The sequence below is a fragment of the Plantactinospora solaniradicis genome (genome assembly GCF_042658085.1).
Classification (GTDB): Bacteria; Actinomycetota; Actinomycetes; order Mycobacteriales; family Micromonosporaceae; genus Plantactinospora; species Plantactinospora solaniradicis.
On record NZ_JBHSPR010000020.1, the window covers coordinates 155786 to 177381 of the forward strand.

The following is a 21596-nucleotide window of genomic DNA, read 5'->3' on the forward strand; positions in this document are numbered from 1 at the left end:
TCGAGGAGACGTGGACGTCGTGGGTGGCACCGAACAGGTCTTCGTTTCGTACCATCAGTTGCAGGTGGCGACCGGCCACGAGAACAGCGACCTACCGCTCTACACCGTCGGCGACGACCTGGTGCAGTTGACCGGTGAGAGCGTGCTGACGGTGATGACCGGGCCGCACACTGGTTGGGTCGGCGTACGCCTGGTGATCCTGGCGCGGCCGCCCGCCGCCGACTCCGACGACGGCTGGGAGGCCGTCAGCGATGCCACCCTGTGGTGCGCGACGGGCCGGATCAGCGTGTGCGGGCTGATGGGCGACTGTCCCGACGCTTTCCGGGATGTCGCCGTCACCGTCACCGGGCCCGGCCTGGTCCGGGTTCGGGTCCGGGCCCGAAACCGCCGCCCGGAGGACACCGGCCCGGCATCGGACCCACCCGAGGAGTACGAGGTACTCGCCTGGCCGGTCTCCGAGGAGACCGGCTTGCACACCCGGGACACCGACGACCTGTCACCGGTCGCCTGGACACCGAAGCCTGCGGCGGGAGCGGGCTGGGCGATGGTCCGGCTGCTGGCGAGGGCCAATCCCGATCCACGGATCGCCAATCTCCGAGCCGCTGCGGCAGCGTCAGCCGCCCGAGCAGCGGGTACGGGCGGCGCCGTCCGGGAGCAGGGCGGCGTGCAGGTGCCACGCGTCGACGTACACCGTGCTTGTCTCCTGCCGGCGGACCGGGCTGCGGCGTTGTGGCAGCGACCCGGCGACCTCCTCGGTGCCGTTCCGGACGGCGACGAGCTGGTCGTGCCGGCCGGGAGTGTGCAGATCAGGCTGCGCGCCGTCCGGACCGGGACCGGGACTGCGACTGAGACCCGTCCCGGGTCGGCGGAAACGTTCACCGCGACCTGGCGCTGGTCGACGGCGCCCGGATCGACGTCCACGCCGCCCGATCCCGACACGAGTACGGTCGAGCTGCGGCTGCGTCCCCAGCCTGGCGACGGCACCGCCGAACTCACCGCGCTGCACCGTGGCGTACGCGGCGAAGACGCCGTCCTGCTCGGTCTGGTCTGGGACCATCTGCTGCATCGCGCCCAGCGGCTGGCCGACGGTGCTCCCGTGGCACCGCATCCGTGGCAGCCGCTGTTCGATGAGATCGCCGCGCGGGCCGCCGAAGAGGCGACTGCGGCCCGGCATCGGCGTTTCCTCCATGAATCGACGCGGTGGGGTGGCCGACCACCCTCCGACCGGCTGCGCGACCTGCCGGCCAACACCCTGGGCCTGGCCCGGCTCGATCGTGACCTGCTGGACGCGCTGGCGGAGGCAACCCCGGAGCAGCAACGAAACGTCGCCCGCTGGGCGATGCGTCGGGCCTGCGCGATCTCCGGACTGGACACCGTCGACTGGATCGCCGGGGCACTGGCCGCCGTCGAGCGCGGCACGGCACCACCGCCGCCCTTCGACGACGAGGTCCGGACCTGGCAGCGGCTCTGGGCCGACCGGCGGGTGCCGAGCACGGTCGTCACCATCCCCGACGGCACACCGAACTGTTCCCAGCAGGCCATCGCGCTGCCGACGATCTTCGCCGTCACCCGGGACGACCCGCTGGTGGCCGCCGTCGACGCGCTGCATGCCGCCGCGTACGCCCACGGCAACGGCTACCCTCGCCTGTTCGCCGCTGCCCGTGCCGCCTTTCCGGTCCTCGATCGGCCAGCGTAGGGAGAACGACGTGACACCATCCGTCCGGCTGCGACCCGTGGTCGAGAGCGATCTCGTGATGTTCCAACGGTTCCTGACCGAGCCCGGCCTGATCGGTCTCGACTGGGCCGGCTTCCGCGACGCCCAGGAGCCGGCGCGACGCTTTGCGACCGACGGCTACCTCGGTGCCGAACAGAGCCGCCTGATCGTCGAGGTCGGCGGCGAATCCGAAGCGGAGACGGCGGCAGCGGAGACGCCCGGAGCGGAGCCGGCCGGAGCGGAGCCGGTCACAGCGGAGTGGGTCGCGGCCGGATTCGTGAGTTGGCACGCGACCGGGCCCGGCACCGCCCGCTTCTGGGAGATCGGGATCGCCCTGTTGCCGCAGTGGCGTGGCCAGGGTATCGGCTGGCGGGCCCAGGCGTCGCTCTGCGACTACCTGTTCACACACACCCCCGTCGAACGCATCCAGGCGGGGACCCATCCGGAGAACACCGCGGAGCAGCGCTCTCTGGAGAAGGCGGGCTTCCGCCTCGAGGGAGTGGTGCGCTCGGTCGAGTTCCGGGCAGGTCGCTGGCGCGACGGCTGGCTCTACAGCCGGCTGCGCGGCGACCCGTCGCCGCTCTGAGCCGATCGTCGCCACTCTGAGCCGATCACGACTCTGAGCCGATCACGACTCTGAGCCGATCACGACTCTGAGCCGATCGTCGCCACCCAGAGCCGATCGTCGCCCGCTCTCCACTGATCGTCCTCGCTCTGCACCGATCGTCGCTCGCCAGTCATCACCTCGACACCGGCCGCAACCTGACGAGTCGGCCACCCGTAATCCGATTAGGAGATCGGATACGGAGAGGAGGGTGGCAGCCGATGCGGGACGCGCATGCTACGAAGACCGGTCGGCGGCAGCCTTCATGGACCAGCTCGCCGATGCCGTACAGGACTGCCGCCAGGAGTCCGATGGTCCCCGCACGACCCGGTACAGCCTGCTGACAGCTCCCGACCAGGGCGACGAGGCACTGCTGATCCGGATCCGCCGCGACGTCGTCGACATCAACACCGACGAGGTCACCGGCACCGCCGACAACCTGGTCACAGTGGTCCGGATCGGGCCGGTGGTGACGATCCTGCACGACATCGGCTGGGAGTCGGGCTTCGAGACCAGGCCCGAGGTGATGGAGAACTTCACCCGGCTGGCCGCCGACACCATCGACGACTGGCTCCGATAGGCCGGTCGCCAGCCCGAGAAGCGCCTGCGGTGGGGGCCGGTCGCTTTCCGGACCGGCTCCCATCCCGCATGGCCAACCCCCGAGGGGCCATGCCCGCCCTGGCCGAACTGGCCGTCGTGCAACGCGCCCTGCCGGCGTCCACCCGTCGCTACGCCGGCAGCAGGCTGTAGGCGATCCCGTCGAGGATGTCGTGCTCGCTGGCGATCACCGAGGACATTCCGGCCCGCCGCATGATGACCTGGAGCACCAGGGCGCCCGCGCCGATCACGTCGGCACGGCCGGGGTGCATCACCGGGATGGTCAGCCGCTCGGCCGCCGACCGGGCCAGCAGGTCCGTCGTCACCTTCACCACGTCGGCGTACGACACCCGGGCGTGGTGGATCCGCTCGGGTCTGTACTCCGGCAGGCCCAGGGCGATACCGGCGACCGTGGTGACCGACCCGGCCAGCCCGATCAGGGTGGCCGCCTCCCGTCCCGGCACCATCGACAGCGCCCGGTCCACCACCGCCGTGATGTCGGCCTCGGCCGCCGCGACCTGCTCCGCCGTCGGCGGATCGCCGGACAGGTGCCGCTCGGTCATCCGGACACAGCCGATGTCCACCGACACCGCCGCGTCGACCCTGGCCGTACCGCCGGTGGCCGGACGGCGGCCTACCACGAACTCGGTGGACCCGCCGCCGATGTCGACAACCAGGTACGGCTCCCGTACGTCGGCGTCCAGCCCGCGTACGGCCCCGGTGAAGGAGAGTCGGGCCTCCTCGTCGCCGGTCACCACCTCCGGCTCGACGCCGAGCGCGTCGAGCACCATCGCCCGGAACTCGTCGGCGTTCGACGCGTCCCGGGAGGCGGAGGTGGCGCACATCCGGATCTTCGCAACGCCCAGCGACTCGATCTCGGTCGCGTACCCGACCAGTGCCAGCCGGGTACGTTCGATCGCCTCCGGCGCCAGCCGGCCGGTCCGGTCGATGCCCTGGCCGAGCCGGACGATCTCCATCCGGCGGACCACGTCGACCAGCTCGGCCTCCGGCCCGGCGGCGGGGTCGGGCAGGTCGGCCACGAGCAGCCGGATCGAGTTCGTGCCGCAGTCGATCGCGGCGACCCGCTCAAAGACCGTTTCCATCGTCACGGACGCCAGACTACTAACCCGCCGATAGCCGAAGGCCGGGTGTTAAGAAGGGGCCCTTCTTCGACAGAAAACGATAAGAAGGGGCCCTTCCTTACATGCCTTACATGCGGAGCAGCATGCGGACGTTGCCGAGGGTGTTCGGCTTGACCCGCTCCAGGCCGAGGAACTCCGCGACCCCCTCGTCGTACGACCGGAGGAGCTGTTCGAAGACGGTCTGCGGGACGGGGGCGCCGTCGATCTCGACGAAGCCGAACGAGGCGAAGAACCCGGTCTCGAAGGTGAGGCAGAAGAGCCGGGAGACGCCGAGTTCGCGGGCGGTCGCCAGCAGCTCCGTCACGATCCGCTGACCGATCTTGCGGCCCCGGTAGCCCGGGTGCACCGCCACGGTCCGGATCTCGGCCAGGTCCTCCCACATCACGTGCAGGGCCCCGCAGCCGACCACCGTCTCGTCGCTCGGATCCACCGCGACCCAGAACTCCTGGACGTCCTCGTAGAGCGTGACGGTCGCCTTGCTGAGCAGTCGACGCTCGGAGCTGTAGGTGTCGATCAGCTCCCGGATTCCCCGTACGTCGGCCGTCCGGGCCCGTCGGATGACCAGCTCGGCCGGCACCGACTCCGGCACCGAATCCGGCACCGAATTCGGCACCGACTCCGGTTCCTGGTCGGGTTCCGGAGGGGTCATTCGGGCGGCTCCACGCAGGGGCCGGCGGCCCACCAGGGTTCGAGCAGTTCCAGCACCTCGTCGCCGAAGGGGTTGACCCCGGGGCCGGCGGCGAGCGCGTGCCCGAGGTGCACGTGCAGGCACTTCACCCGGCCCGGCATGCCACCGGCGGAGATCCCGTCGATCTCCGGCACCTGCCCGATCGCGTTCCGTCGGGCCAGGTAGTCCTGGTGTGCGGCCAGGTAGCGCTCGGCCAGCTCCGGGTCGGCCGCCAACCGCTCGGCCATCTCCCGCATCACCCCGGCGGATTCCAGCCGGCTGCATCCGGCGACCGCTCGGGGGCAGGTCAGGTAGAACAGCGTCGGAAAGGGCGTACCGTCGGCCAGCCGTGGGGTGGTCTCCACCACGTCCGGCAGCCCGCACGGGCACCGGTGGGCCACCGCACGGGTACCACGCGGGGTACGGCCGAGCTGGGCGGCCACCGCTGCCAGGTCGCCGGTGGTGGCCGGCTCCCGCACCGGTGCCGGCACCGAGTCCGCCGCCGACCCCGTCCCGGGTACGTCGACCGCGTCGGGTCGGCTCACTGACCGGCCCGTTCCTGCTCGTTCGCCGCCTGGATGCTCGACCAGAGGGTGTCGTACCAGGGGTCGGGGGTGCGCCGCTGCGTCGAGTCGGGGACGACTCCGGCATCCCGGGCCGCGCCCTCGTGGTCGGTCAGCACCACGAGCGGCACCTCGCCGGGCAGCACCATGAAGAACCGCTCCCGTGCCTGGATCTTGACGTACTCCGGGTCGTCCCAGAGCGCGGCTTCCTCGGTCAGGTCGCCGATCAGCTTCCGCTGGGCCTGCTGGGCCGCCTCGATCCGCGCGATGTCGGACTGCTGGTTGAGGTAGACCCGGACCGGATAGGTGTAGGCGAGAGCGAGCGCGACCAGGACCCCGGCCAGCACCGTCGCCCGGCCGGTGTACCGGCGGGGCTGCTGGGCGTAGGTGCGCTTCACCGTCCGGGCGGCACCGGTCCGGCGGGCCGCCCCGGGCCGGCTGCCCGACCTGGGTCCGTCCGCGCTCCGGCTGGCGCCGGTGCCACGGGTGGAGCCGGACGCCCGGACATTTCCGGACGCCCGGACCGGGCCCTGCCTCGGTTCGGACCGGGCCCCGGGGTCACGGGACGCGGCGCGGCCGGGCCGGGGCACCCCGGCCCGGCCGGCACGATCCGGCCGCCGGGCCGGGCCCTGGCCGCTCGGTGTACGGCGCTGCGTCATCGCCGTCGCACCCTCCCCCCGAGGTTCTACGTCAGACCGAACGGTAACGCGGGAAGGCGCTGGTGCCGGCGTACCGCGCCGCGTCGGCCAGCTCCTCCTCGATCCGCAGCAGTTGGTTGTACTTCGCCACCCGGTCGGACCGGGCCGGTGCGCCGGTCTTGATCTGGCCACAGCCCATCGCGACCGCCAGGTCGGCAATGGTGGTGTCCTCGGTCTCCCCGGAGCGGTGGCTCATCATGCACTTGAAGCCCGCCCGGTGGGCCAGGTCCACCGCCTCGAAGGTCTCGGTCAGCGAGCCGATCTGGTTCACCTTGACCAGTACCGCGTTCGCGGACCGCTCCGCGATGCCCCGGGCGATCCGCTGCGGGTTGGTGACGAACAGGTCGTCGCCGACGATCTGGATCCGGTCGCCGATCGAGGCGGTCAGGTTGGCCCAGCCGGACCAGTCGTCCTCGGCCAGCGGGTCCTCAATGGACACGATCGGGTAGTCGTCGATCAGCTTGTGGTAGTAGGCGGTCATCTCGTCCGCCGACTTCGTGGCGCCCTCGAAGGTGTACGTGCCGTCGGAGAAGAACTCCGTCGCGGCCACGTCCATCGCGAAGACGATGTCGGTGCCGAGCCGGTAACCGGCCTTCTCGACCGCCTCGGCGATCAGGTCGAGTGCGGTGGAGTTGGTGGGCAGGTCGGGCGCGAAGCCGCCCTCGTCACCGAGCCCGGTGGCCAGGCCCTTCTTCTTCAGCACCGACTTCAGCGCGTGGTAGACCTCGGCGCCGGAGCGCAGCGCCTCCCGGAACGAGGACGCGCCGATCGGGGCGATCATGAACTCCTGCACGTCGACGTTCGAGTCGGCGTGCGCACCACCGTTGAGGATGTTCATCATCGGTACCGGCAGCAGGTGCGCGTGCGGGCCGCCCAGGTAGCGGAACAGGCTCAGCTCGGAGCTGCTCGCCGCCGCCTTCGCGACCGCCAGCGAGACGCCGAGGATGGCGTTGGCGCCGAGTTCCGACTTGCTGTCGGTGCCGTCGATGTCGAGCATCTTCTGGTCGATCAGCCGCTGCTCGCTGGCCTCGTAGCCGACCAGCTGGTCGACGATTCGGTCCTCGATGTTGGCGACGGCCTTCTCGACACCCTTGCCGTTGTAGCGGCCGGAGTCACCGTCGCGCAGCTCGATCGCCTCGAAGGCTCCGGTGGACGCGCCGGACGGCACCGCGGCGCGGGCGACCGTACCGTCGTCCAGTCCGACCTCGACCTCGACGGTCGGGTTGCCGCGCGAGTCGAGAATCTCCCGAGCGACGATTCCCTCGATGGTGGCCACTGTCGTGCTCCTCAGTTGTCGATGTCGGTCCATCGGATGACGATGGCGGTCCGGTCCGGGCCGCGACGGTGCGGCTGAGGCCTCCACGACCAGCCTATCGGGCCGGTCCGGGCCCGCGGGCGCCGCATGGCGGACCTGCGCAACGGCCCGACTCCGCGCCGGGTCGGCCCCGGCTTGCCCACCGTTGCGGCCCCGGCTTGCCCACCGTCGCGGTCCCGACCTCTGCGCCGGTTCAAGGGTGCTGGCACCACTTCCGCTGGCACCCTAACCGGATTTCCGCAGGCTGCCAGGCTGCCTAGCGTTCTTCACATGACGAAGCGCCGGCAATCATCGAGCATCATCCCGACGACATCCCGCCCCGCACGCCGGGCGGGCCGCCGACCCGTTCGGGCCGTCCTGGCGGCCGGCCTGGCCGGTGCCATCCTCACCGCACTGATCGGCGGGCCGGCCGCAGCCGCCGCGGCGCCGACCCGCGCCGAGCAGACGTCGGGTCAGTTCGACCTGGCGCCGGCCCGGCCCGAGCCGGCGGTGGTGCGCACCGACAGCGGTCCGGTCCGGGGCACCGTCGCGGCCGACCACCGGGTCTTCCAGGGCATCCCGTACGCCGCGCCGCCGGAGGGGCCGCTGCGCTGGCAGCCGCCCCAGCCGGTCACCCGGTGGGTGGAGCCCCGCGACGCCACCCGACCTGGACCGGCCTGCCCGCAGGCGAACGGCTTCCTGGGCGACGAGCCGAGCATCACCGAGGACTGCCTATACCTCAACGTCACCACCCCGACCCGACGGGACGGGCGGGACCGGCCGGTCCTGCTGTGGCTGCACGGCGGCGGGTTCTTCTCCGGCTCCGGGCACATCTACGGCAGCCAGCGCCTGGCCACCGCTGGCGACGTGGTGGTGGTCACCGTGAACTACCGGCTGGGGGTCTTCGGTTTCCTGGCCCACCCGGGGCTGGACGGCCCGAATCCGGACCAGAGTTCCGGCAACTACGGCCTCCAGGACCAGCAGGCGGCACTCCGCTGGATCAGCCGCAACATCGCGGCGTTCGGCGGCGACCCGGGCAACGTGACGGTGGCCGGCGAGTCGGCCGGCGCGGTCAGCACCTGCGCGCATCTCGCCGCACCCGGCTCGGCCGGACTGTTCCACCGGGCCGTCATTCAGAGCGGGCCGTGCGCGCTGACCACCCAGTGGCCGTACCTGGACGGCGGGAACTGGGTGGCCCGGCCTCGGGCCGAGGCCGAGCGGATGGCGACGGGCGTGCTCACCGCGCTGGGCTGCCCGGTGGCACCGGACGCGGCGGCGGTCGCCTGCCTGCGGCGCGAGGATCCGTCGAGCGAGGATTCGTCGGTCGAGAGACTGCTGGCGGCCTCCAACGGCGGGTACGGATTCGGCCCGGTGGTCGGGCCGGGCGTACTGCCGGTCAACCCGGTGGAGGCGATCCGGACCGGCCGGTTCAACCGGGTACCGGTGCTGCACGGCACCACCCGGGACGAGCACATCACCTTCCAGGCCGCGCTGGAGGCGATGGCCGGTGGCCAGCCCACCACCGAGGAGTCGTACGTCGCCGAGCTGACCGGGTTCTTCGGCCCGGAGCGGGCGGCGCAGGTGCTGGACCGCTACCCCGTCAGCCGGTACGGCTCCGCCGGTCTCGCCGCCGCCACGGTCTGGACCGACTCCGCCTGGGCCTGCCCGGCCCGTACCACCAACCAGTTGCTGAGCCGGCACGTGCCGACGTACGCCTTCGAGTTCGCCGACGAGCAGGCTCCCTGGTTCAGCGCGGCACCGGCGCCGACGTACCCGACCGGGGCGTTCCACGCGGCCGAGTTGCAGTACCTCTTCGACGACGAGCAGTTCCCCGGACCGCAGACCGCCGACCAGCGCCACCTCTCCGACCAGATGGTCCGCTACTGGGCCCGCTTCGCGCACACCGGCAACCCCAACGGCCCCGGCCTGCCGACCTGGCCCCGGATGAGCCCGGCCAGCGACCGGGTCCAGGTGCTCGCCCCCGGCCCCGGTGGGATCGGCCAGGTCGACCTGGGCCGGGAGCACGCTTGCGGCTTCTGGCGGTCCTGACCGGATTTCCCAGTCCTGATCGGATTTTTCCGCGCCGAGCGGCCGCAGTTCCGCTGACGCCGGATGACCCGCGGTTCTCTTCGCCGGATGGCCGCGCGACCACCACGCCACCGTGGTCGCGCGGCCATCCGACGGTCCGACATTTGTGGATTTCCTTCACGGTACGTGGGAACCGGTTTGCGAGACCTTGACCCGATCGACAAGGCTGTGGGCCATGCCGGCTGTGTCGATCTCACTCCGGGTACTCGCGGGGGCGATCATTTCCGTACTGACGATCTCCGGGTGCCAGACCCTGGACGGCGCCGGCCGCGTCATCAGCCGGGCCGATCTGGTCAACGACCTCGCCGCCCGCCTGGACCGGTCGAACGAACTCACCTACTCGGCCGACTACCAGCTGCCGGGTGGCAAGAGCGCCTCGATCTCGCAGTCCCAGGATCCGCTGCGCGCCGCGTACGCCTATCCGGGCGGCATGCTGACGGTCACCTCGGACGCCACCACGGCATGCGACACCACCGGAAAGAAACCGACCTGTACGGTCACCGCACCGCCGGCGACGAACACCAAGCCGGCGATCGCCGTCTTCACGGACATGAACAAGCGGGGGCTGGTCACCCCGCCGGTGGTGATCGGCCTGCTCACCGCCGCCGCCATCGACCCCGACGCGGTCATCCGGCAGCACGACACGACGGTCGCCGGGCGGCACGCCACCTGCGTGGAGGTCGAGCAGCTCAGCGACGCTCCCACCGCCAGATTCGACGCCTGCATCATCAGCGAGGGCGCGTTGGGCAGTTTCACCGGCGTACTCGACGGCAAGGAACTCGACGTGGCGTTGAGCCGTTACCGGGACGTGGTGGAGGGCTCCGCCTTCGACCTGCCGCCCGGTGCCGGAGTGGTCGACCGGCGGCCGGACCCGCAGTAGGCGGCGTCCGCCCGGACAACCCGGGTAGCCCGTCGACGCCGGCCCTGGTGGCGCCCTGAGCCGACGTCGACGGAGCATCCGGCGGCGCCATGACCTCCGTGCCGATCCCGTCGGCGGCGAGGGCCAAGGAACGTTGCCATTCGCAGGCTACCCAGCGGCCCGCCGCCAACCAGCGCATTTGCCCGGAACCGGACGGCGGAGGAGAGCGGACGGGCCTGACCCGTCACCTCCGACCGCCCTAGATCAGGCCGAGCAGCACGGGAAGGTGCCTGGGCGGCGGAGAGCCGTGCGCGAGCATGGCGTCGTGCCACTGCCGGACCGGTACCCCAGCCGGCCGCCGCGCGGCGATCTCGGCGACCTGGCTGTATCCGACGAAGTACGTGGAGAGCTGCGTCGAGGTGAGCAGCGCCCGCCGCCACTTTCCGGCCGCCTCGCCCTCTTCCTGGAAGCCCCGCTCCATCATCAGCGCGAGCCCGTCCGCCTCGGGCAGTTCCTCGCAGTGCACCAGCTGGTCGAGGATCGCGTTGATGGTCAGTCGAAGCTGCATCTTGAGCTGCTGCAACCGGACCGCCAGACCACCGAAGCCGCGTTCGGCCATCGCCTGCTCGGCGTAGACGGCCCAGCCCTCGATGAACGGGCCGGAGTGGCCGAGTGCCCGGGCCCGGCTGCTGCCCCGGTAGCGCCGGGCGTGCGCCAACTGAAGGAAGTGCCCCGGCATCGCCTCGTGCACGGTCAGATTGCGGATCATGTGGTCGTTGTACTCCCGGTAGAACGACTCGATCCGGGACGCCGACCAGTCGGCCGGGGTGGGCGCGATGCAGTAGTACGTCGGCACCTCGGCGGTCTCCAACGGCCCCGGCGCGTCGCAGTAGGCGACCGCGACGCCGCGATCGTGCTCGGGCATCTCCTTGATCACGCAGGGATCGTCGACCAGCGACACCAGCTCGGCGTCGGCGACGAAGTCGGTCGCGTCGCCGAGGGTCAGCCGGGCGAGCGGCACGATCGAGGCGTCGTCCGGGTGCTCGTCGGCGAGCAGGTTCAGCGCCTGACGTACCGTCGCGTCCGAGGCCGGACCACCGACCAGCTCGACCGCTGCCGCGCGGATCTCCTCGGTGACCCGGTCGAGATTCGCCCAGGCCCGGTCGAGCACCTCCCGGGCGGAAAGCTCGGTGTCCAGGGTGTGCCAGAGCTGCGCCTCCCAGAGCCGGCGGCCCAACCTCGGGTCCCGCCCCGGGCCGGCATCGTCCCGGAGGCCGGTACGCAGCCAGTCGGCGAACCCGGTCAGCTCGCGTACCGCCGCCCGGGCGACCGGCTCGACCGTGCTCCGCAACCCGGGTGCCTCGGCCAGCAGCGTCGGCACCTGGTCGCGGACCAGCGCCGCCGCACCGTCGAACTGCCCGACCGCGGTCTCGGCGTGGATCCGGGGAATGTCGCGGAGCACCGCCCGCGCGGTGGCCAGCGCGTCCGGTACGGCCGCCAGCCGTCCCGCGAGACTGGTCAGCCGTACGTCGGCCGGGGCGAACGGCCGGTCGAGCAGCGCGTACAGCAACGGTCCGGGGTTGTGGGCCAGCGGGTTCCACTCGTGGCCGCGCACCTCGGTCAGTTCGAAGATCCCGCGATCGACCGAGGCCGACAGTACGGCGTGGTCGACCTGCTCCGGCGGCTCCAGTTCCTCGGCGTCGACCTCGGACAGCGCGTGGGCGGCGTCCCGCAGCATCGCCACCTGCCCGGCCACCGCGTCCACGGACCGGTCCGGCAACTGGTCGTCGACGCCGTGGTCACCGACGGACGAGGCCAGGGCGGGATCGCTCGACAGGAGCGCGTCGACGATCCGCTCGGCGAGGGGAACGAATGGCGGCATGCGGCAAACCTAGACGATCAGTTCCGCCAGCGTCGCCACCGCGCGGCCCAGTACGTCAGGCGGGTGCGTCGCGTACCCGAGAACCAGTCCCGGTGGGCCGCCGGGGGCGAGCCGCAGCCGGGACAGCGGCGCCGGCCCCAGCCCGGCCCGGTGCGCGGCGTCGGCCAGCGGTACGTCGTCGATGTGCTCCGGCAGTTCCACCACGAGGTGCAGTCCGGCCGCGACACCGGAGATCCTGGCGGCCGGGAGGTGCCGACGGACGGCCGCCACCACGGCGTCCCGGCGCTGCCGGTGCACCCGACGGAGCCGGCGCAGATGCCGGTCGTAGCCGCCGCCGGCCAGCAACTCGGCGAAGGCGAGCTGTTCGAGCACCGGTCCGCCGAGGTCGGCCGCCGCCTTCGCGGCGAGCACCGCCGACCGCAGCCCCGGCGGTACGGCCAGCCAGCCGAGCCGCAGGGCCGGGGCGAGGGCCTTGCTGGCCGAGCCGATGTGCGCCACCAGGTCCGGGGCGAGCCCCTGAAGGCAGCCGACCGGGTCGCGGTCGTACCGGAACTCGGCGTCGTAGTCGTCCTCGATGACCAGCCCGTCGACCCGACGGGTCCAGTCGAGCAGGGCGGCCCGGCGGTCCGGTGCCAGCACCACGCCGGTCGGAAACTGGTGGGCCGGGGTCACCAGTACCGCCCGCAGGCCGGTCCGGGCCAGGGCGGCGACGTCCAGCCCGCCGTCGTCGACCGGGATCGGCACGAGCCGCAGTCCGTGTGCGACGAGATGCGCCCGGATGCCCTCACTGCCGGGGTCCTCCAGACCGACCGCGTCCACCCCGACGGACCGGAGCGCCCCGGCGAGCAGACCGAACGCCTGGGCGGCGCCGGTGGTGGCGAGCAGGTCGAGCGGCCGTACCCGGGCGGCCCGGACCCGGCCGAGGTAGCCGGCGAGTTCGGCCCGGAGCCGGGGCGCACCCGCCGGATCGCCGTAGTCGAGGTCGGCGGCGCCGGCCCGGTCCAGCGCCCGCTCGTAGGCGCGGCGCCACGCCGTCCGGGGGAACAGCCCCGGGTCCGGCACCCCCGGCCGCAGCGGCAGCACCCCACCCCGACCGGTGGGTACGCCCGCCGGGTCGGTGACACGTCGACCATCGCCGTTACGGGCGGGCGCGGCCGGCTCACGACTCGGTCGAACCGCTTTCCCGGCCGTGGCCCCAGCCGTTGCCCCGGCCGTCCCTCCCGCCGTCGCCAGCCGGTGCTGGCCGGTCGACACCGCCGCGGTCCCGTGCTGGCCGGTCGACACCGTCGTGCCCGAGCCGCGCCGGGCCACCAGCCGGCCCTCGGCGACCAGTTGCTCGTACGCCTCCACCACCACGCCCCGGGACAGCCGCAGGTCGGTGGCGAGATCGCGGCTCGACGGCAGTCGGCTTCCCGGGGCGAGCCGACCGTCCACGATCGCCGCGCGCAGGGCGACGGTGAGCCGGTCGGCCAGGCCGGGACGGTCCCGGTCCAGCTCGACCAACGCCTCCAGGATGGCCAATTGGTCCCCCAAAAGCCGTCGCGATTGGCTCTTAAGCCCGAACCACTTGCACCATAGCGTCGGCCCGGTGAACATCTCGAACCCGGTCGCGGGACTGCTCTGCGTCGGCGGCATGGTGATCGTCGGCAGCTCGGTCTCGATCAGCCAACTCGTCGTCGGCTACCCGCACCTCACCGGGCAGGCCGCGCGGTACGCGCTCGCCGCCCTCGTGCTGTCCGTCATCGCCCGCGCCGCGCCGGCCTTCCTGACCGGCGACGCCGACCCGGCCCGTCCGGACGGAGCCGGCCGGCCGACCCGGCGCGAATGGGTGATCCTGACCGCACTCGCCGGCACCGGACTCGCCGGGTTCAACGCCTGCATCCTGATCGCGCTGCCGCACGCCGATCCGGCGGTGGTCGGCACCTTCATCGGGGCGGCGCCACTCGGGCTCGCCCTGCTCGGCCCGCTGCTGCGGGGCCGCCGCCCGACCATCCGACTGGTGGCCGCGGCCGGGATCGTCGTCGCCGGTACCGCGCTGGTGCAGGGCAACGGACGGACCGACGCGATCGGCGTACTGGCCTCGGTCGGCGCGCTCGGTGGCGAGATCGCCTTCTCCCTGCTGGCCGCCGCCGTACTACCGAGGCTCGGGCCGGTACGGGTGGCCGCCTACAGCTGCGCGCTGGCCGTACCGCTGTTGCTGCTGGCGGCGCTGCCGGCGGGCGAGGTCGCCCGGTGGCGCCTGCCGAGCGCGGTGGAGGCGACCACCCTCGGCTACCTCGCGGCGTTGATGACCGTGGTCGCGTTCCTCGCCTGGTTCACCGGACTGCGCCAGCTCGGGGTCGAACGGGCCGGTGTGCTGGTCGGCCTGATGCCGGTGGCCACGCTCGTCACCGCGGCAGTGCAGGCCGGCCGAGCGCCCGACCTCGGACAGAGCGCCGGAGTGCTGGTGGTGGCGATCGGGCTCGCCGCCGGCCTGCGTGCGGGAGTTTCGCATCCGAACCGGGCGGGGCGGCAACGGGACGCGTACCGGGATGTTCCGGTGGGCCGTCAGGAACGAGCGACCGGCGTCAGGAGGGCGGGACTGAGTCGCCCTCGGCGGCCCGGACCGTCGCGGCGTACTCCAGCGTCGCCTGGCGCAGTGCCGCCTCGGCGTCCAGCCCCGCCGCCCGAGCCCGAGCGACCTCGCCGAGCAGGCTCGCGCCGAGCCGCGCCGAGGGATCCAGCTCCGCCGACGGCTCCGGCGTCGGCAGGTCCAGCCCCGACCGCTCCACCCGGTGCAGGATCTTCGCCGCCAGCGCCAGCGCCGGCTGGGACAGCGCGACCCCGTCCAGCACCGAATCCCGGGGCTTCTCGGTCCGCTTGATCTGCTCCCAGTTCTCGGTGATCTCCTCGATGGTGCCGACCGGAGCACCGGCGAAGACGTGCGGGTTGCGGCGGATCATCTTGTCGACCAGGCCACCGGCCACGTCGTCGATCGTCCACCGCTGGTCGTCGGGCAGATCCTCGGCCAGCCGGGCGTGCAGCACCACCTGCAACAGCACGTCACCGAGTTCCTCGCGGAGTGCCACCAGGTCCCCGGCGGCGATGGCGTCGTACGCCTCGTAGCACTCCTCCAGCAGGAACTGGGCCAGGGTGGCGTGGGTCTGCGACCGCTTCCACGGATCCCCGCCGGGCGAGGCCAGCCGGTCCATCACGGCGACCGCGTCGAGGAGCCGGGCGCCGGGCGGATCCCAGGACCCGTACATCAGCTCCAGTTCGGCCAGGCCGGGCTCCCGGGCCAGCCGCAACCCCAACTCCCGGGCCAGCGACTCGTCACCGGCCGGACCAGCCAGCCAGACCGCCGTACCGTGCGCCGCCGCCGCGTCCAGCAGGGCGGCAACCGGCGTACCGGTGATGGTGACCTCGGCACCGGTGACCCGTACGGCCGTGGTCAGCTCGCTCTCCGCACCGGCCAATACCGGAAAGGCGCGTACGACGTCCCAGGCTGCCGCCGTCATCAGCCCGGCCGGCAGCCGGGGCGAGGTGACCAGCAGTACGATCCGGCTCATCGCGGTACGGGTGTCGCGCTACGCGGGGCGTCCACTCGTCGCTCAGCGCGCGTCGACAACCGTGTCCAGGGCGCCTTCACCGACCGTGACACTCACCGCCGGCGTGCCGCCGAGGAAGAGCACGGGGTATTCGAGCGGGCGGTATCGCGGGTTGATCGTGACGTTCTGGTCGGCCACCGCCTGGGCCAGCGTGTTACGCAGGGCCAGACCGCTGCGCAACTGCGGCTGGTCGAGCTGCTTCCCGGCCTCGTCGTCCTTCGCGTCCTGCGGCACCGCATTGGTGCTCTTGCCCAGGGCCACCAGGGCCTTCAGCTCCTCCTTCGTCGGCTCCGCCTGGCCCTCGGGGATGCCCGCGACGCAGATCGCCAGGTCGAGCGAGTCCTCGACGTAGCGGGATCCCGGCGGCAGGCCCTGCTGCTTGGCCCACTCGTCGGCCGGCGGTCGTTGCGGCGAGGTGAAGTTCTTGCCGGCGGCGAATCGCTGGCAGACCTCCTCCATCACCAGCACGCGGACGACCTCGGACCGGGTCGGGGCCTTCACCTCGGCCTCTCCCGGCGGAGTGTTGGGATCCGGAGGAGTGCTCGGGTCCGCCGCCGCGCTCGGCACGTGGCCACCCGGCGGAACCTTGCTCCGGGCGTCGTCGAGGACCTTGGTCACCTCGTCCTCGGTGATCTTCCGATCACCGACGTACGCGGCGACCGTGGAGTCGGACCGACAGGCGGAGAGGACGGTGGTGCCGAGCACGGCAATCACCGCGATCGAAGCCAGACGACGGGCACGCTGCATGCCCGACACTCTCTCACGCACCCGCCGCCACCGACGGCACGGGGTCACCCAGCACATCCTTGAGGAGTTGGCCGCACCAGTCCAGCAGGGCCTGGTCCCGCAGCGGATCGCCGCCGATCCGCCGAGTCATCGGGCGGGGCACGCTGACCTGGTCGGTCGCCGCCTTGTAGACCGCGTCCGGGTGGTACCGCTTCAGGCGGAGCTGCTTCGAGTCCGGCAGCGGCAGCGGACCGAACCGGACATGTTTGCCCTGGACGGAGACGTCGGTGAGCCCGTACGCCCGGGCGAGCAGCCGGAACCGGGCCACCGCGACCAGGTTCGCCACCTGCTCGGGCGGCTCGCCGTACCGGTCGGTCATCTCGGCGACGACCTCGGTCAGCCGGGCGGCGTCCCGGGCCTCGGCCAGCTTGCGGTACATCTCCAGCCGCAGCCGCTCCACCCCGATGTAGTCGTGCGGCAGGTGCGCGTCGATCGGCAGGTCGACCTTGATGTCGACCTCCTCCTCCGGCGCCTCCCCCTTGAAGGTCTGCACCGCCTCGCCGACCATCCGGACGTAGAGGTCGAACCCGACCCCCTCGATGTGTCCGGACTGCTCCCCGCCGAGCAGGTTGCCGGCGCCCCGGATCTCCAGGTCCTTCATCGCCACGTACATCCCGGCGCCCAGCTCGGTGTGCTGGGCGATGGTGGCCAGCCGCTCGTGCGCGTGCTCGGTCAGCGGCTTCTCCGGCGGATAGAGGAAGTACGCGTACGCCCGCTCCCGGCCCCGGCCGACCCGGCCCCGGATCTGGTGCAACTGCGCCAGCCCGAGCAGGTCGGCCCGCTCCACGATCAGCGTGTTGGCGTTCGGGATGTCGATGCCGGACTCCACGATCGTGGTGCAGACCAGGACGTCGTACTCCTTCTCCCAGAAGCCGACCATGACCTTCTCCAGGGCGTCCTCGCCCATCTGGCCGTGCGCGACCGCGACCCGGGCCTCCGGCACCAGCTCCCGGATCCGCCGGGCCGCCCGGTCGATCGACTCGACCCGGTTGTGCAGGTAGAAGACCTGGCCGTCGCGGAGCAGCTCGCGGTGGATCGCGGCCGCGACCTGCTTGTCGTCGTACCCGCCGACGAAGGTCAGCACCGGGTGCCGCTCCTCCGGCGGGGTGGCGATGGTCGACATCTCCCGGATGCCGGTGATCGCCATCTCCAGGGTCCGGGGGATCGGCGTCGCCGACATGGTCAACACGTCGACGGCGGTACGCAGCGTCTTGAGGTGTTCCTTGTGCTCGACCCCGAACCGCTGCTCCTCGTCCACCACCACCATGCCGAGCGACTTGAAGCGGGTGGCCGCCTGGAGCAGCCGGTGAGTGCCGATCACGATGTCCGCGCTGCCGTCGGCGGCCGCCTCCAGGGTCAGCTCGGCCTCCTTCGGCGTCTGGAACCGGGACAGTTGCCGGATCTGCACCGGGAACTGCCCCATCCGCTCGGCGAAGGTGTTGTAGTGCTGCTGGGCCAGCAGCGTGGTGGGCACCAGCACGGCCACCTGCTTACCGTCCTGCACCGCCTTGAACGCGGCCCGGACCGCGATCTCGGTTTTGCCGTACCCGACGTCGCCGCAGATCAGCCGGTCCATCGGGATCGACTGCTCCATGTCCCGCTTGACCTCCTCGATCGCGGCGAGCTGATCTGGCGTCTCGGTGTACGGGAAGGCGTCCTCCAGCTCCCGCTGCCACGGGGTGTCCGGGGCGAACGCGTACCCCTTGGACGCCTTCCGAGCGGCGTAGAGCTGGACGAGCTGGGCGGCGATCTCCTTGACGGCCTTCCGGGCCCGGGCCTTGGCCTTCTGCCACTCCGCGCCGCCCATCTTGTGCAGCGTGGGCGTCTCGCCGCCGACGTACCGGGAGAGCTGGTCGAGCTGGTCGGTGGGGACGAAGAGCCGGTCGCCGGGCTGCCCACGCTTGCTCGCGGCGTACTCGATGACCAGGTACTCCCGCTCGGCGCCGTTCACCGTGCGCTGTACCAGCTCGACGTACCGGCCGATGCCGTGCTGCTCGTGCACGACGTAGTCGCCGGCCCGCAGCTCCAGCGGGTCGATGGTGTTGCGCCGCCGGCTCGGCATCTTGCGCATGTCGCGGGTCGACGAGCCCCGGCCGCCGGTGATGTCGTTGCCGGTGACGACCGCGAACCGGGACGCGGCGTCGAGGAAGCCGTGGTTGAGCGACCCGCAGGCGACAACCAGCTCGCCGGCGCCCGGCGGAGCCGGAATCGTCTCGGTCAGCGCGGCGCCGAGCCCGGCGTCCCGGAGCACCTCGACCGCGCGCTGCGCCGGGCCGTGCCCCTCGAAGACCAGCGCCACGCCCCAGCCCTCGCCGACCCACCGCTTGAGGTCGTCGACCACCCGGGCGGTCTCGCCGTGGTAGAGCGGCACCGGCCGGGCGGCCAGCACCACCGACTCGCCCGCGTCCGGCGTGACGGAAACCACCGACTCCGGCTCGACCTCCCACGGCTGCACGACGGGCCCGGCCGGCGCCTCGGTCAGCCCGAACGGGGACACCGACCACCAGGGCTGGCCGAGGCCGGCGGCGGTCGCGCGTACCTCCGCCAGCGTCTTGAAGGCGGCGGCGCCGAGGTCGACCGGGGCCTGGCCGCCGACGGCCGCCGCGGCCCAGCTCGCCTCCAGGAACTCCGCCGAGGTACGCACCAGGTCGTGCGCCCGGGTCCGGATCCGCTCCGGGTCGCAGAGCAGTACGTGGGTGCCGGTCGGCATGCAGTGCAGCAGCAGTTCGAGGGAGTCGTCGCCGATCAGTGCCGGGGCGAGCGACTCCATCCCCTCGACCGGGATCCCCTCGGCCAGCTTGTCCAGGATCTCGGTTAGCTCCGGATGCTCCGCCGCCAGCTCGGCGGCCCGCTGCCGGACCGGGTCGGTGAGCAGCAGCTCCCGACACGGCGGCGCCCAGAGCGCCGGTACCGCCTCGATGGTCCGCTGGTCGGCGACGGCGAAGGTACGGATCTCCTCCACCTCGTCGCCCCAGAACTCGACCCGGGACGGGTGCTCGTCGGTGGGCGGGAAGACGTCGAGGATGCCGCCCCGGACGGCGTACTCCCCGCGCTTGGTGACCAGGTCGACCCGGGCGTACGCCAGGTCGGTCAACCGACGCGAGGTCTCCTCCAGACCAGCTTCCACCCCTACCGCCAGCCGAACCGGCTCCAGCTCACCCAGCCCCTTGAGCTGCGGCTGCAACACCGACCGGACCGGTGCGACGACCACCCGGACCGGCCCGTCGTGCTCGGCCAGCTCCGGATGGGCCAGCCGGCGCAGCACCCCGAGCCGCCGCCCGACGGTGTCCGACCGGGGCGAGAGCCGCTCGTGCGGCAGCGTCTCCCAGGCCGGATAGACCACGACCTGCCCCGGCGGCAGCAGGCTGCCCAACGCCGAGGCAAGATCATCGGCCTCCCGGGTGGTGGCGGTCACGGCAAGCACCGGCCGCCCCGCGCCGCCCTGGTCCTCTCCGGCCGCCACGGCGGCGACCATGAACGGCCGCAGCGCCGGCGGCGCGGTCAGATCGAGCCCGTCCGCCTCCGCGCCACCGCCACGGGCCAACGCCCGGGCTCGGGCCAGCGCGGGGTCTCGAAGCGCGGCGGACAGCAGACCGGCGAGCACGGTCATGATCACAACCTCTGGGTGGGCACACGGAAACTACCCCGCGCCCAGGCCGGGCGGGGGGTGTACGGGCGAAAGGAAGGGCCCCCGCTTATCGCTTTTTGTATAGGAAGGGCCCCCTCTTAACACCGCACCCAAAGCCTATCCCCTGAGGCGGACAAGCTGGAGTACGGCTGGCGGCCGGCAGTGGGGCGGCCTGAGCAGGGGATGTTTGTTGGAGTCCCGGCCGCGGGGGTCCTGCCATCGCCGGGGCGACCAGGCGGCGACAACCCGGCGATGCCGGTGGGGCGGTTCCGCCCGCCGACCCGTCCGGAACCCGGATGTTCGGACCGCGTCCGGCCGCCATTCGCGTACAGGATACGAGAACATACGATCAGGGCGTACCCGTGGAGAGGCGGACCATGTCGGTGGAGCGCAGTGGCGGTGGAGATCCCGTCCGGACCCTGGCGCTGCTCTGGAGTGCCCAGCCGTCGGCAGGTCGCCCGGGGTCGGCCGGGAAACCCGCCCGGGGACGCCCACCTCGGCTGACCCTGGCACAGATCCGGCTCGCCGCCGTCGCCGTGGCCGACCGGGACGGACTGGCCACGATGTCGATGGCCCGGGTCGCCGAGGAGGTCGGGGTCGGCACGATGTCGCTCTACACGTACGTCCCGGGCAAGGCCGAACTGATCGACCTGATGGTGGACAGCGTGCTGAGCGAGCGTGACCTGCCCGGCCCGGACGACGTACGCCCGTCGGGCTGGCGGGCCCGGATCGTCCTGTACGCGGAGCGGACCCGGGCCGCGTACCGGCGTCATCCATGGCTCCGGGAGGTCTCCATGGTGCGCCCGCCGCTCGGGCCGGGTCTGCTCGGCCAGCGGGAGTACCTGCTCGCGGCGCTGGCCGACACCGGCCTGTCCGCCCGGCAGGTGGTCGCCGCCACGGACGCGATCGCCACCTTCGTCGACGCCGCCGCCGGCCAGCAGGCGGAGAGCGAGCAGGCCGAGCGGGCGACCGGACAGTCGACCGACGAGTGGTGGTCGGACCGGAACTCGTTCTGGGAGGACCATTTCGACGTCGAGCGGTTTCCCGCGATGACCCGGACCTGGGAGGCGGACGGATTCGTCGGCACCGCCGAGGCGATGGTCGACGCGTACGAGTTCGGGTTGCGACTCCTGCTCGACGGCATCGAGCGCACCATCGAGGCGACCCGTCAGTAGTCCGGCGGAGAAATGGCTCCGCCGGCGGATCGTATCTCCACTGTGGTCGGGCCCGGTCCGGGCAGCCAGGTCGAACTCAAGATTGCCGGAAACACCGTCCCAGCCCTGGGGAAACAACGTACAGCAGCGGTGACTTCACCCACGGTTTTATATATGCTCGTTCACGACCGTCGTGCAACCTACCGCAAGGTGACCGCCCGCGACCCTTCAAGTCCGATGGGGGAAACCCGTGGATCGCATCCCAGGCCAGTCGGAATCGACGCCGACCACCCCGCCACCGCTGGATGACCTCCGGCGCACGCCGCTCGGCCG

The 21596-nt window shown here is 72.2% G+C and carries 16 protein-coding genes and 1 pseudogene; 7 read left to right on the plus strand and 10 right to left on the minus strand.

Features of this window, described 5'->3' with window-relative positions; translation table 11 throughout:
• Positions 1 to 10 precede the first annotated feature (10 nt).
• From ACFP2T_RS25090 to ACFP2T_RS25100, 3 genes are all read left to right on the plus strand, one after another.
• A complete protein-coding gene (locus ACFP2T_RS25090) occupies positions 11 to 1696 on the plus strand; it encodes a hypothetical protein (RefSeq protein ID WP_377425429.1) in 1686 nt (561 codons plus the stop codon).
• 10 nt (positions 1697 to 1706) lie between these two features.
• On the plus strand, positions 1707 to 2300 hold the full coding sequence (locus ACFP2T_RS25095) for a GNAT family N-acetyltransferase (RefSeq protein ID WP_377425430.1): 594 nt from the start codon (positions 1707 to 1709) through the stop codon (positions 2298 to 2300).
• Positions 2301 to 2529: 229 nt separating this feature from the next.
• Positions 2530 to 2898 (plus strand): hypothetical protein, encoded by a 369-nt coding sequence (locus ACFP2T_RS25100; RefSeq protein ID WP_377425433.1) that lies wholly within the window; start codon positions 2530 to 2532, stop codon positions 2896 to 2898.
• 148 nt (positions 2899 to 3046) lie between these two features.
• On the opposite strand, the gene ACFP2T_RS25105 is transcribed toward ACFP2T_RS25100, so the two are convergent.
• The 5 genes from ACFP2T_RS25105 to eno form a co-directional block, all read right to left on the minus strand.
• Positions 3047 to 4018 (minus strand): Ppx/GppA phosphatase family protein, encoded by a 972-nt coding sequence (locus ACFP2T_RS25105; protein ID WP_377426190.1) that lies wholly within the window; start codon positions 4016 to 4018, stop codon positions 3047 to 3049.
• Positions 4019 to 4124: 106 nt separating this feature from the next.
• The gene (locus ACFP2T_RS25110) at positions 4125 to 4622 is read right to left on the minus strand and encodes an amino-acid N-acetyltransferase (RefSeq protein WP_377426192.1); all 498 of its coding nucleotides are present in this window, start codon (positions 4620 to 4622) and stop codon (positions 4125 to 4127) included.
• 80 nt (positions 4623 to 4702) lie between these two features.
• Complete coding sequence (locus ACFP2T_RS25115) at positions 4703 to 5269, minus strand: DUF501 domain-containing protein (protein WP_377425435.1); 567 nt, start codon at positions 5267 to 5269, stop codon at positions 4703 to 4705.
• Complete coding sequence (locus tag ACFP2T_RS25120) at positions 5266 to 5946, minus strand: FtsB family cell division protein (protein WP_377425438.1); 681 nt, start codon at positions 5944 to 5946, stop codon at positions 5266 to 5268. Before ACFP2T_RS25120 ends, ACFP2T_RS25115 begins: the two co-directional genes overlap by 4 nt.
• Positions 5947 to 5977: 31 nt before the next feature.
• Positions 5978 to 7261 (minus strand): phosphopyruvate hydratase, encoded by a 1284-nt coding sequence (gene eno / locus ACFP2T_RS25125; RefSeq protein ID WP_377425440.1) that lies wholly within the window; start codon positions 7259 to 7261, stop codon positions 5978 to 5980.
• Positions 7262 to 7570: 309 nt separating this feature from the next.
• On the opposite strand from eno, the gene ACFP2T_RS25130 reads away from it, so the two are divergent.
• Together ACFP2T_RS25130 and ACFP2T_RS25135 are read left to right on the plus strand one after the other, a co-directional pair.
• Positions 7571 to 9328, plus strand: a complete 1758-nt coding sequence (locus ACFP2T_RS25130; protein WP_377425443.1) for a carboxylesterase/lipase family protein — start codon at positions 7571 to 7573, stop codon at positions 9326 to 9328.
• A gap of 214 nt (positions 9329 to 9542) precedes the next feature.
• Positions 9543 to 10247, plus strand: a complete 705-nt coding sequence (locus ACFP2T_RS25135; RefSeq protein ID WP_377425446.1) for a hypothetical protein — start codon at positions 9543 to 9545, stop codon at positions 10245 to 10247.
• A 238-nt stretch (positions 10248 to 10485) separates the two neighbouring features.
• Here the strand turns inward: ACFP2T_RS25135 and ACFP2T_RS25140 are convergent, their stop codons facing one another.
• Both ACFP2T_RS25140 and pdxR read right to left on the minus strand, forming a co-directional pair.
• Positions 10486 to 12108: a DUF885 domain-containing protein gene (locus ACFP2T_RS25140; protein WP_377425449.1), complete on the minus strand. Its 1623-nt coding sequence runs from the start codon at positions 12106 to 12108 to the stop codon at positions 10486 to 10488.
• Between the two features lie 9 nt (positions 12109 to 12117).
• Positions 12118 to 13629, minus strand: coding sequence for a MocR-like pyridoxine biosynthesis transcription factor PdxR (gene pdxR / locus ACFP2T_RS25145; RefSeq protein ID WP_377425452.1), 1512 nt, complete (start codon positions 13627 to 13629; stop codon positions 12118 to 12120).
• On the opposite strand from pdxR, the pseudogene ACFP2T_RS25150 reads away from it, so the two are divergent.
• A pseudogene (locus ACFP2T_RS25150) lies at positions 13622 to 14563 on the plus strand (DMT family transporter); the annotation flags it as partial. The gene pdxR and the pseudogene ACFP2T_RS25150 overlap by 8 nt on opposite strands.
• 112 nt (positions 14564 to 14675) lie before the next feature.
• Here ACFP2T_RS25150 and ACFP2T_RS25155 read toward each other — a convergent pair.
• Genes ACFP2T_RS25155 through mfd form a run of 3 tightly spaced genes read right to left on the minus strand, consistent with a single transcriptional unit; the run spans position 14676 to position 20085 of the window.
• Positions 14676 to 15656 carry a nucleoside triphosphate pyrophosphohydrolase gene (locus ACFP2T_RS25155; protein WP_377425455.1) on the minus strand — a complete coding sequence of 327 codons (981 nt, stop codon included), beginning with the start codon at positions 15654 to 15656 and terminating at the stop codon, positions 14676 to 14678.
• A gap of 42 nt (positions 15657 to 15698) precedes the next feature.
• On the minus strand, positions 15699 to 16442 hold the full coding sequence (locus tag ACFP2T_RS25160) for a hypothetical protein (RefSeq protein WP_377425458.1): 744 nt from the start codon (positions 16440 to 16442) through the stop codon (positions 15699 to 15701).
• Between the two features lie 13 nt (positions 16443 to 16455).
• Complete coding sequence (gene mfd / locus ACFP2T_RS25165) at positions 16456 to 20085, minus strand: transcription-repair coupling factor (protein WP_377426193.1); 3630 nt, start codon at positions 20083 to 20085, stop codon at positions 16456 to 16458.
• 386 nt (positions 20086 to 20471) lie between these two features.
• On the opposite strand from mfd, the gene ACFP2T_RS25170 reads away from it, so the two are divergent.
• A complete protein-coding gene (locus ACFP2T_RS25170) occupies positions 20472 to 21284 on the plus strand; it encodes a TetR/AcrR family transcriptional regulator (RefSeq protein WP_377425460.1) in 813 nt (270 codons plus the stop codon).
• The last annotated feature ends 312 nt before the right edge of the window (positions 21285 to 21596 follow it).

Bases quoted from the DNA above. Each gene is read 5' to 3' on its own strand.
- ACFP2T_RS25105 (WP_377426190.1), bottom strand. From the start codon at position 4,018: ATGGAAACGGTCTTTGAGCGGGTCGCCGCGATCGACTGCGGCACGAAC.
- ACFP2T_RS25120 (WP_377425438.1), bottom strand. From the start codon at position 5,946: ATGACGCAGCGCCGTACACCGAGCGGCCAGGGCCCGGCCCGGCGGCCG.
- ACFP2T_RS25130 (WP_377425443.1), top strand. From the start codon at position 7,571: ATGACGAAGCGCCGGCAATCATCGAGCATCATCCCGACGACATCCCGC.
- ACFP2T_RS25135 (WP_377425446.1), top strand. From the start codon at position 9,543: ATGCCGGCTGTGTCGATCTCACTCCGGGTACTCGCGGGGGCGATCATT.
- ACFP2T_RS25140 (WP_377425449.1), bottom strand. From the start codon at position 12,108: ATGCCGCCATTCGTTCCCCTCGCCGAGCGGATCGTCGACGCGCTCCTG.
- ACFP2T_RS25155 (WP_377425455.1), bottom strand. From the start codon at position 15,656: ATGAGCCGGATCGTACTGCTGGTCACCTCGCCCCGGCTGCCGGCCGGG.
- ACFP2T_RS25160 (WP_377425458.1), bottom strand. From the start codon at position 16,442: ATGCAGCGTGCCCGTCGTCTGGCTTCGATCGCGGTGATTGCCGTGCTC.